Genomic DNA, 10210 nt, shown 5'->3' on the forward strand with positions numbered 1-10210 from the left:
ATCTTTTAACCAGCGCCGGGCTGAGGAGCGGGGCAGGTGAAAAACGAAACGGTAGTTGCCTAGAGCTATAATAAACTCGAAAAGCGAGTAATATTCGGGTTCAACCGATTGCACAAAACATTTGGGACAGTGATGTCCCTTTTTTAAATATTCCACAAAGGAAAAGCCTGCGCTGCGGGCCGAGTCTTTGCAGTCTTCACACAGCCAGATGCGGGTGCGGTCCGGCCCCATGAGGTAGCGCACCTGAATAAGATCCGGATTTTCCCGGTAGAGCTTTTTTATCACCCGGTTCTTCAGGGAATACAGTTCCTGGCTTTGCTCTGGATAACGTTTGGCATAATGGTTAAGATGAAATAAGTAAAACGATATGCGCAGGACTTCCTCGCCGGGCAGGCCCGCTATGCTGGCCAGAAAACGGTCGTAATGGTGGACGGCCTTTAGCACTTTGCTGAACCGGGCCTTATTGAGGCCCCGGCCCCCCAGGAGGGATTTTTTATCTTGCAGGTCGGCCAGTGACGAATAAATATCGACCGCTTCCAGATCCTTCTCAGCAAACAGATAGCTTAGGCCCCCGTTGGCGTTGCGTAAGACCTGTGAGACCTGCAGATAGCCATATTCCATCAATTCGTGAACCTGGCGGTTGTTAAGCTGGTAGCGTCGGGCCACCTGGCTGATGGTCAGCAAGTTGGGCACCTTCCTTGCTTACTGATATTGCTTCCGGCCATCCGGATTCAGAAATCCAAATAAACCAAAAACCATTGAGATAAAGCGCTGCAATCTGAGCAAAACTGTATTGTTTTCAAGGGGGGATCCCGGCCCTGAGGTTCAAATCCGCAGAGATCAAACCGCTGATCCGGCCAGGATGCAGACTATTCAAGACAACTCCATAATCCGGATGGAGAAGCAGCCCTTATCTTAATTATCCGGAGCCGTGCCGGGTTCGCCTTCAGCTTGCTCAGGAACGGGCTCCAAGAGCCTCAAGGCCTCGGTTTCCCATTCCTGCGGCACTTTTATCACGGTTTCCGCATAAGGTCCTACCGACAGCGGAATCTGCGAAATGGCATTGCGTTCGATTCGATAAGGTATTTCCTGTGATCTTAACAGGCTTTCAATTATAATGTCATCAGGAGGAAAGACTCGTACTAGAGTAACCCAAACCATAGTCTGGTCGCGACTGCCCCCGCTGCCTTCAGGGGTCGGGGGAACGGAGTGACTGCTCATTACAACCCACCTCCTTAACCATATTGTACGCGAAAGAAAGAGGTTGAACAAATGAACCGCTGGACCTGGCAACAATTACATGGTCTCGAGTATATAACCGTGCCGTCCTGGCAGGAAAAAGGCGCGCAAGTGGTCTTTACCGCCCGCACCGGAGGCTTGAGCAGCCAGCCTTGCCACAGTTTAAACCTGGCCCTGCATGTGGGCGACGACCCCGAAAAGGTAGTGCATAACCGGCAGCTGCTGATGCAGCTTTTTGGCTTGGGGCTGGAGGATATGGTGTCCTGCCAGCAGATCCATGGCAGCGAAGTGGGTATAGTATCCCGCAAAGACCGCAGCAGCGGGGCTTACAGTGATCAGACCGCACTTTGCGGCTGGGATGGGATGATTACCGACCAGACCGATCTGGCTCTGGCCACTTTTTATGCCGATTGCATCCCATTATTCTTTTTTGATCCGGCCCGGCGGGTTATAGCCGTATCCCACAGCGGCTGGAAAGGTACTTACCTGCAGATTGCAGCCAAAACCGTACAGGCCATGGTCAAGACCATGGGCTCTGTTCCGGGGGATATACAGGCCTTTATCGGCCCCGGCATCGGCGCTTGCTGTTATCGCGTTCAGCCTGATCTGGTGCAGAAAGTAAAGGATAGATTTCGCGATTTTAGTGATATAATTTATGAGGATGAACACGGCTATACCTGGGATCTAAAAGCCACCAACGAGCAGATCCTGATGCTTGCCGGCATTCCCTGGGACAACATCATCACCTGCCCGTTGTGTACCGCCTGCTACCCGGAGCGCTTTTTTTCCTACCGCCGCGATCAGGGACAAACCGGACGCATGGGCGCGGCTATAGCTCTCAGGAAATAAGGAGAAGAAATGCAGAACACCAAGATACTGGTAGTCGATGACGAAACCTATATCGTTGAGCTGGTCAAGTTTAACCTGGAAAAAGAAGGATACAAAGTGGTTGTGGCCTATGACGGCCTCAGCGCCTTGCAGAAGGTCAAGAGCGAGATGCCCGACCTGATTATCCTGGATATCATGCTCCCCAAAATCGACGGGTTGGAGGTATGCCGTACTTTGAAACTCAACCCGGAGTACAACAGCATTCCCATCATAATGCTCACCGCCAAAGGCGAGGAATTCGACACCGTTTTGGGACTGGAGATGGGCGCTGACGATTATATCAAAAAGCCTTTCAGCCCCCGGGAGATGATAGCCCGGGTCAAGGCCAGGCTGCGCGCTTTGAAAATTCTGCAGGCCGAGAAGGCCATGGGCAAAAAGGTATATGTGTATAAAGATCTCCTGGTAATCCCCGAAAAGTATGAAGCCTTTATCGGTGAGAAGAAGCTGGAACTGACCCCCAAGGAATTTGAGTTACTGGGCCTGATGATCTCCAATCAAGGCAAGGTGTTTACCCGCGAAGCCTTGCTGGAAAAGGTCTGGGGCTATGAGTACTCTGGTGATACCAGAACGGTGGATGTTCACATTCGCCACCTGCGCCAGAAGCTCAGCGACGACTCGGCTTATCCGGATTATATTGAAACCGTCCGCGGAGTAGGTTATCGTTTTACTGAAGATAAATCGGTGATTTAGAGGTATTAAACATGGTTACATTACTGGATCAGCCTAAAATGCAAGCTATATTGACCAGCCTGGTCGAAGGCGTGATCATATTTGACCTGGACGGCCGGGTGATAGTGGCCAATCATGTCGCCGAGAGAATCTTTCGCACCGCCAGGGGCACCCTGGTAGGCAAGACCATGGAAACCATCAGCCCCAATAATGGCGAGTTGGTGGCCATGGTTGACGAAGCCCTGTTGGGGGGCAAAGAAACTTTTACTGAGACCATGCTGGGAACCCATAATCAGGTGTACCGGGTTCTGGTTCGGCCCATCAAGGACGAGCAAGGCCAGCTGGAAGGCACCGTAGTGGTTTTCCACGATATCACCGACATTCGTAATTTTGCCCAGGTCAGGTCCGAGTTTGCCGGCAACGTTTCCCACGAGCTGCGCACCCCTTTAACCTCCATCAAGGGTTTTGTAGAGACTCTTCTGGACGGAGCCATGGGCAATTCCGACACCTGCCGGCGCTTCTTGACCATCATCGACACCGAGACCGATCGTCTGAGCAGACTGATTGAGGATCTCTTGACCCTTTCTTCCATTGAATCCAAAGAAAAGCTGATTCAGCCCAAGCCGGTCGGCTTGGCCCGCTCTATCCGCTCGGTGATCAATATGCTGGGGCCGCAGATCAGTGAAAAGGATTTGATGGTTAAATTCATCTACCCGCCGGCCATGCCTGATGTGCATGCCGATGAAGACCTCCTGGGCCAGGTTTTGATCAATCTTTTGGATAATGCCATAAAATACACCCCTATCGGGGGAGTCGTGATCATTCGCTGCAAACAGCGGGAAAGCCGTATTATAATTACTGTGACCGACACCGGGGTGGGGATACCCGAGGACAGCATTTCCCGGGTGTTCGAGCGTTTTTACCGGGTGGACAAGGCTCGCACCCGCAGTCAGGGGGGCACCGGTTTAGGGCTTTCCATTGTCAAGCATATCGTGGAATCACATGGCGGGCAGGTGTTTGTCAAGAGTGAAGTGGGCAAAGGCTCCACTTTTGGAGTTTGTTTTCTGACTGTTTAGAGTCCCGGGAACCGGGAAGCAGGGAGTTGCGATTCATTGGGCATAGTCGAAAATCTACATAATATACAGCAAAAGATTGCAGCCGCCGCCCGGCGTTGCGGCCGCGACCCCCAGGAAGTCACCTTGATTGCGGTCAGCAAAACCGTAGGCTTAAAAGCCGTAGAGCAGGCCATGGCCCTGGGGCTGACCCATTTTGGCGAGAACCGGGCCCAGGAGCTGAAGCAAAAGCAGGGGCATTTCCCCGAAGCCCGTTGGCATATGATCGGCCGTTTGCAGACCAATAAAGTCAAGGACGTGGTCGGCACGGCGGCTTTGGTCCATTCCCTGGACCGCTGGTCTCTGGCCGAAGAGTTGGATAAAAGAGGCGGGTTGATGGGAATAGAGGTTCCGGCCTTGCTGCAGGTCAGTTTGGCCGGTGAAGCTCAGAAGACCGGGGTATTAGTTCCCGATATCGAAGAATTCTTGCAGTCGGTGGGGCAGTTGAAGTGGCTGAGGATAAAGGGTTTGATGACCATGGCTCCTCTTTCGGAAGATTCCGAAGAATCTCGGCCAATATTTAAAGAATTGCACGAAATTTATCGATGCTATAAGCGTAGGACTTGCCAGAATGTGGAGATGAGGCACCTTTCCATGGGGATGTCGCAGGATTTTGAAAGCGCCATAGAGGAAGGGGCTACCATGATTCGGGTAGGTACCGCGTTGTTTGGGGAGCAAAATCGTTAGTGAGCAAAGGGACAAGGAGGTAAGTAGAATGGGTAAACTTAACAAATTATGGAATTGGCTTGGTTTAGAAGCGGAGGAAGTCCAGGAGGAAGTCATCGATATGCCGGCAGTTCCCGAAGAAAACATGCGTAGTATTTCCAATGTGGTCAGCATACACTCCAATAAGACCATGAAAGTGGTGGTCTGCGAACCGGAAAGCTTCGATGAGGTGCAGATTCTGGCCGATCATCTGAAAAACCGCAAACAGGTAATCATGAACTTTGAAAATACCCCTAAAGAATTATCGCAGCGCATTCTTGACTTTGTAAGCGGCACCACCTATGCCTTGGACGGCAACAGCCAGCAGCTGGGCCAGCATGTGTTTATCTTCACCCCCAGCAATGTGGAGATTGCCAGGGACGCCCGGTCAATAATGCGCAAACATGGTTTAGGCAATATCTTCGGGGGTGATAAATAGTGCCCCAAAGACTGGCAGTTATCGGTTGCGGCAAAATGGCTTACGCCATACTCAAAGGACTTGACCGGCAGGCTTTTGCGGCAGTTTATTGCAATGATATCAACCCGGCCCGCAGCGCTTTGTTCGAGGCCGAGTTCGGAGCCGCGGCCTGCGCATTGTGCGAATCCATAGAGGCGGCCGATGTGATCATCCTGGCGGTCAAACCCCAACAGCTCGAGCAGGTCATGAAGGACAGCCTGGGAACCTGGAGTTCGGGTAAACTGTTGATCTCGGTTTTGGCCGGGGTCAAGACCGAAACCCTGGAAAAGGCCAGCGGCTGTAAAACCGCAGTCATCCGGGTCATGCCCAATACCCCCTGCTTAATCGGCCAAGGGGTATCGGCCCTGTGTGCGGGCAAGCTGGCTACGCCGGTGCAGATGCAGATCGCCCGGGATATTTTTGCCCAGTTGGGTGCGGCGGTAACTGTTGAAGAAAAACTGATGGACGCTGTCACCGCAGTCTCAGGAAGCGGCCCGGCCTATGTGTTTTTAGCGGTTGAAGCCATGATTAACGCCGCGGTGAATGTCGGCCTGGATGCGCCCCTGGCCCGGGAACTGGTGCTTGCGACCTTTAAAGGCAGCGTGGCCATGCTGGAGTCTGAAAGCCTGCATCCGGCTATACTGAGAGAACAGGTGTGTTCTCCTGCCGGCACCACCATCGCCGGGGTCAGGCAGCTGGAAGCCAACGGCCTGCGCAAGGCTTTCTTCGACGCCATTGAAAAAGCCTACCAGCGCTCCATAGAGCTGGGCAGACAATAAAAGACGGGAGAGAAAGAATTGAGCGGCTTATTAATCCAAATCGTCAATATCGCCTTCAGCGTATTAATCTGGATGGTGATTATACGCTGTCTGCTGTCATTTATACCCCATAATCCTTACCAGTCCATCATCCGTTTTGTGTACGAGGTCACCGAACCGATCATGGCCCCCTTCCGGCGCCTGGTGCCGATGCTGGGCGGGCTGGATCTTTCACCCATCGTGGTGGTTTTAGCTCTGGAAGTGGTGCGCTGGGCGGTTATCCGGGTCATATTGATGATATTCAGATTCTAACCGCCTGATCTAATAACTACGAATCATAAGAGCCGGTATCTGCCGGTCATTTGGTCATTTATCAAAGGAGTTGTCTTTTAAACTATGCGAGAATTAGAACTCCTGGCCCCAGCCGGAAAATGGGAAGTATTAGAGGCTGTGGCTGAGGCCGGGGCTGATGCGGTATACTGCGGAGACAAGCGCTTCAATATGCGCATGCTCAAACCCGGTATGAATTTCACCCCTGAGGAACTTCAGGATGCGGCCGCCTATCTGCATCAGCAGGACAAAAAATTATACATCACCGTAAACAACCTCTACTATGACCGCGAACTGAGCGAACTGCGCGGCTATCTGGATTTTGTGCAGGATATCGGGGCTGACGGCATGATCGTGCAGGATATGGCAGTGGTGGCTTTGGCCCAGGAAATGGGCCTGACCGTGCCCTTGCATGCCAGTGTACAGATGGGCGTCGGCAATCTGGCCGCAGTGCAGTTTTTGGAAGAGCAGGGTTTCACTCGGGCTATATTGTCCAAAAACCTCTCTCTGGCCGAAATAAAAAGCATTCACCAGAACTGCAGACTTTCCCTGGAATTCTTCGCCCACGGCGATCTGTGCATAGCCCATACCGGACAATGCTATATGAGCAGCTATCTTAGCGGCGCCAGCGGCAACCGGGGCCGCTGCATCAAACCCTGCCGCTGGGCCTACCGCCTCACCGGCGCAGCTGCCGACCCGAAAGAATTCAGCTACCACTTGGCCCACCATGACCTGTGTGTATATCCTTACCTGCGCGAATTAGCCCGGTCCGGGGTGCGCTCCTTTAAGATCGAAGGGCGCATGCGTGAAGCCGGGTATTTGACCAGCATTATTTCAGTTTACCGCCAGGCCCTGGACCGCATCATGAGCGATCCTGAAGCCGCCCCGGATCCGGAAGACCATCAATTGCTTATCAACCACCGGCAGCGCGATTTCACCCTGGGCAATCTCCTGGAGCGTCCCGGTCGGGAAGCGATCGGGCTGGATGGTTCGCGGGAGCCCTTTTTCCCCACCGAGGCCCGGCCTTTGTTGAGCCTTAAAGCTGAAGACTATCAGCCCCAAACGGTGCTTGCGCCCTGCCAGACGCAACTGCGGGTTAAAATAGGTTCTCTGGATCAAATGCGCGGACTGCTGGGCAGCGGGGTCAAAGAACTGATAATAGGAATGGAAAAGATGCGTCAGGAGGGCTCCAATTGGACCCGGCAACAACTCAAGACGGCCTTCGACCTGGCTGCAGCGGAGGATATCGGACTTTTTGCGGAAACCCCCCGCATCATCACCCAGGATAACCTGGACCCGCTGCGGAAAAATCTAAAAGCCTGGAGTCAATTTCCCTGGCAGGGGGTCATCGCTAATGAATACGGGGCATGGAAGCTGGCCGGAGAGATGGATATGGCGGTGGAAGCCGGGTATGGCCTGAATGTCGCCAATTACGAAACCGCCCATTGGTTGTTGAACCAGGGGGCCGCACTCGTCACCGCCTCGCTGGAAACCGACCGGAACAGCCTCCGGGCATTGGCTGCCCTGGGCGAAAAACTGGAGGTTCTGGTGCAGGGGCCGTTGTGCGGCATGATCACCGACTACTGCCCGGCCCGTTCCTGGAGCGATGATAGCGCGGCCGACTGCAAGATTCACTGCTTAAAGACCGGCTACGCTCTGATGGACTGCTACGAACAGGCATTTAAGATCAGAACCGACTGGCAATGCCGCAACCATATTTATTTCCCCTATGATCTGGCCTTGTTCAACCACCTGCCGGGTATGGCGGCGGCCGGCATTAAACGCTTCCGTATTGACGGGCAATTCTATCATCCTCAGCTGTTGCGGGAGGTGGTAGAAATCTATCAACAGGCCATAGCTGACATGGCGCAGGGAAAGCGGCTAGAACAGCCTTCCTACCTGCAGCTTATAGAGCTGTTCCCGGATGGACTGACCGCCCGGCGCCTGTAGCGCCGCCTCACACCAGCGCGCAAGCGGGGATGGTTCTTGACTCGCGCCAAAATAAATAAGTATGAGTATAAAATGAGGAGATGTTGAAACCCCGGGTATTCCACGGGGGTTGCACCAAATAGAAAAGGAGGGCTGCCTAATGATGACGTCCATGGAGATACGCAGTCAGCAGTTCAACCGCAGCATGCGTGGCTTCAAGGAGGAGGAAGTGCGCAATTTCCTGGCCCTGGTGGCGCAGGACTATGAGAAGTTGTTCCATGAAAACGCCACCCTGCGCGATCAAATTCAGCGGTTGGAATTTGAGATCAGCAAATACCGCAAGATGGAAGAGACCATGAACAACAGCCTCATTCTGGCACAGCAGACCGCCGAAGAATTAAAACAGAACGCTCACCGTGAAGCGGCCCTGATGCTGAGTGAATCCAAACAGAAAATTTCCGAGATGCTCAACATATACCAGGATGTGATCAAGCGGCTCAATATTTACAGCGCTGAACTCAAAGCCCAGTTGGGCGGGCAGATGGAAATGCTGGACAAGAGCCAGAAGCGCTTTGAAGACCTGGCCGGCTTTTTCTACGGCAAAGACCTCAAAGAGATGATGGAGGGTCTGGAGGCTATCAAGATGGAGGTAATATAGGTTGCTCAATATAATTGAAACCCGGGAAGGCCTGCGCCTGGAGGTCCTGGTTCAGCCGCGCTCCTCCAGGAATCAGATCGTGGGTGAATTCGAGGGGGCTTTGAAAATAAAAATCACCGCACCACCAGTGGAAGGCGAAGCCAACCAGGCCTTGGTGGCTTTTTTATCCCAGCGGCTGAAGCTCTCCAAAAGCCAGGTGCACCTGGCCAAAGGGGAATCCTCCCGCCATAAAACCGTGGAGATCAAAGGCCTGAACAGAGAGCAGCTCCTGGCTAGATTGGGATTAGCTTAGGATTATCAGGGGCAGCCATCCATTAAGCCTCTCAAAATAATCACTTCAACTTTTGCTGTTTCAGGCAATTTTTCTCAGCCCAAAAACTACTTGTCATCTTGGCGGTTAGCCGTTATAATCAAAACATAACAAACATGATAAACATTATCCACTTTAAGCAACAGGAGCAGAGAAAATGCAAATCACCAGACAGGCCGAATATGCCATTAAAATAATGCTGGAACTGGCCAAGAACCCGTCCGGGGAAGTGTTGGCCAGCAAGCTCATAGCCGATCGGCAGGGGATACCAGAGGATTTTCTCAAAAAAACCGTGCATCTGTTGTCGCTGCAAGGTCTGGTCGTCACTCAGCGTGGGGTGCAGGGCGGAGTGCGCCTGGGCAAACCCGCGGGCGAGATCACCATAGCGGACATCATCGCCGCGGTAGAAGGTCCCCTGGCCCTCAATGTCTGCCTGGAACCGGGTTATGATTGCCCCAATCAGCCGACCTGTCCGGTGCACCGGGTTCTGGCCAGAGGGCAGGCTGCGCTGCTTCGGGAACTCAACCGCGAATCCCTTTTAGATCTGTTAGCGGACAACCCGGAATAAAAAATTTTACTCTAATTGTGGATAATAGTACTCAACAAAATCTTTTATAGGAGGATGACAAGATGTTCTGTAATCAATGTGAGCAGACAGCTAAAGGCGGCTGTACCGTCAAAGGAGTATGCGGCAAAAGCCCTGATGTAGCAGCCTTGCAGGATCTGCTGGGGCATGCCCTGCAGAGCCTGGCGTCCGTGGTGGAAAAATCCCGTCCCACGGGTATGGACCTGACCGAGGCGGATCGCCACTTCATGCCGGCCATGTTCAGCCTCTTGACAAATGTCACCTTTGACCCGGTGCAGATTACCGCCTCGATTACAACTACAGTGAAGCTGCGGGACGGTCTTACGAAAGAGCTTGAGGCCAAAGGCATCAGCCTGGATGGAGCCATAGCATTTGAGCCGGCTGCCACCTTGAGCGAGATGATCAAACAAGGCGAGGAAGCAGGGCTTATCATTGACCGCCAGGCTAATCCGGACATTCGCTCTCTACAGGAAATTCTGCTCTATGGACTGCGCGGGATTGCGGCCTATGCCTACCATGCACAGATCCTGGGACAGGAAAATCAGGAGATCTATGAGTTCATGACCAGG

13 protein-coding genes and 1 pseudogene are annotated in these 10210 nt (G+C 53.0%); 12 read left to right on the forward strand and 2 right to left on the reverse strand.

The features are described 5' to 3' along the window. On the reverse strand, nucleotides 1–693 hold a 693-nt coding region (locus B3W37_RS09785), incomplete at its 3' end, for a hypothetical protein (protein ID WP_483175597.1). Between the two features lie 222 nt (nucleotides 694–915). After that, nucleotides 916–1221 carry a putative signal transducing protein gene (locus B3W37_RS09790; protein WP_481038286.1) on the reverse strand — a complete coding sequence of 102 codons (306 nt, stop codon included), beginning with the start codon at nucleotides 1219–1221 and terminating at the stop codon, nucleotides 916–918. A gap of 51 nt (nucleotides 1222–1272) precedes the next feature. Here B3W37_RS09790 and pgeF point away from each other — a divergent pair, with 51 nt between their 5' ends. The 12 genes and pseudogenes from pgeF to B3W37_RS09850 form a co-directional block, all read left to right on the forward strand. Further along, entirely contained in the window at nucleotides 1273–2088 is an 816-nt protein-coding gene (gene pgeF, locus B3W37_RS09795; RefSeq protein ID WP_483168692.1) for a peptidoglycan editing factor PgeF, read from the forward strand. A gap of 9 nt (nucleotides 2089–2097) precedes the next feature. Beyond that, on the forward strand, nucleotides 2098–2817 hold the full coding sequence (locus B3W37_RS09800; RefSeq protein ID WP_481038288.1) for a response regulator: 720 nt from the start codon (nucleotides 2098–2100) through the stop codon (nucleotides 2815–2817). A gap of 38 nt (nucleotides 2818–2855) precedes the next feature. Then, the gene (locus tag B3W37_RS09805; RefSeq protein WP_483175598.1) at nucleotides 2856–3872 is read left to right on the forward strand and encodes a sensor histidine kinase; all 1017 of its coding nucleotides are present in this window, start codon (nucleotides 2856–2858) and stop codon (nucleotides 3870–3872) included. 36 nt (nucleotides 3873–3908) lie between these two features. Then, on the forward strand, nucleotides 3909–4595 hold the full coding sequence (locus B3W37_RS09810) for a YggS family pyridoxal phosphate-dependent enzyme (RefSeq protein WP_483168691.1): 687 nt from the start codon (nucleotides 3909–3911) through the stop codon (nucleotides 4593–4595). Between the two features lie 28 nt (nucleotides 4596–4623). Then, nucleotides 4624–5052, forward strand: a complete 429-nt coding sequence (locus B3W37_RS09815) for a cell division protein SepF (RefSeq protein ID WP_481038291.1) — start codon at nucleotides 4624–4626, stop codon at nucleotides 5050–5052. After that, entirely contained in the window at nucleotides 5052–5849 is a 798-nt protein-coding gene (gene proC / locus B3W37_RS09820; protein WP_483168690.1) for a pyrroline-5-carboxylate reductase, read from the forward strand. The genes B3W37_RS09815 and proC overlap by 1 nt, the downstream gene beginning before the upstream one ends. 18 nt (nucleotides 5850–5867) lie before the next feature. Next, nucleotides 5868–6140, forward strand: a complete 273-nt coding sequence (locus B3W37_RS09825) for a YggT family protein (RefSeq protein WP_483168688.1) — start codon at nucleotides 5868–5870, stop codon at nucleotides 6138–6140. An 84-nt stretch (nucleotides 6141–6224) separates the two neighbouring features. Then, a complete protein-coding gene (locus B3W37_RS09830) occupies nucleotides 6225–8108 on the forward strand; it encodes a peptidase U32 family protein (RefSeq protein WP_483175599.1) in 1884 nt (627 codons plus the stop codon). Nucleotides 8109–8247: 139 nt separating this feature from the next. Then, a complete protein-coding gene (locus B3W37_RS09835) occupies nucleotides 8248–8745 on the forward strand; it encodes a DivIVA domain-containing protein (RefSeq protein WP_481038295.1) in 498 nt (165 codons plus the stop codon). 1 nt (nucleotide 8746) lies between these two features. Further along, nucleotides 8747–9037: a DUF167 domain-containing protein gene (locus B3W37_RS09840; protein ID WP_481038296.1), complete on the forward strand. Its 291-nt coding sequence runs from the start codon at nucleotides 8747–8749 to the stop codon at nucleotides 9035–9037. A 175-nt stretch (nucleotides 9038–9212) separates the two neighbouring features. After that, complete coding sequence (locus B3W37_RS09845; RefSeq protein WP_481038297.1) at nucleotides 9213–9623, forward strand: RrF2 family transcriptional regulator; 411 nt, start codon at nucleotides 9213–9215, stop codon at nucleotides 9621–9623. A gap of 62 nt (nucleotides 9624–9685) precedes the next feature. Then, nucleotides 9686–10210: pseudogene (locus tag B3W37_RS09850) on the forward strand (hydroxylamine reductase); the annotation flags it as partial.

The sequence above is a fragment of the Syntrophomonas sp. UBA5494 genome, from assembly GCF_002426325.1.

What these genes read in the sequence shown, in the direction of transcription:
- B3W37_RS09790 (WP_481038286.1), bottom strand. Translation starts at nt 1,221, where the DNA reads ATGAGCAGTCACTCCGTTCCCCCGACCCCTGAAGGCAGCGGGGGCAGT.
- pgeF (WP_483168692.1), top strand. Translation starts at nt 1,273, where the DNA reads ATGAACCGCTGGACCTGGCAACAATTACATGGTCTCGAGTATATAACC.
- B3W37_RS09800 (WP_481038288.1), top strand. Translation starts at nt 2,098, where the DNA reads ATGCAGAACACCAAGATACTGGTAGTCGATGACGAAACCTATATCGTT.
- B3W37_RS09805 (WP_483175598.1), top strand. Translation starts at nt 2,856, where the DNA reads ATGCAAGCTATATTGACCAGCCTGGTCGAAGGCGTGATCATATTTGAC.
- B3W37_RS09815 (WP_481038291.1), top strand. Translation starts at nt 4,624, where the DNA reads ATGGGTAAACTTAACAAATTATGGAATTGGCTTGGTTTAGAAGCGGAG.
- B3W37_RS09830 (WP_483175599.1), top strand. Translation starts at nt 6,225, where the DNA reads ATGCGAGAATTAGAACTCCTGGCCCCAGCCGGAAAATGGGAAGTATTA.
- B3W37_RS09835 (WP_481038295.1), top strand. Translation starts at nt 8,248, where the DNA reads ATGATGACGTCCATGGAGATACGCAGTCAGCAGTTCAACCGCAGCATG.
- B3W37_RS09845 (WP_481038297.1), top strand. Translation starts at nt 9,213, where the DNA reads ATGCAAATCACCAGACAGGCCGAATATGCCATTAAAATAATGCTGGAA.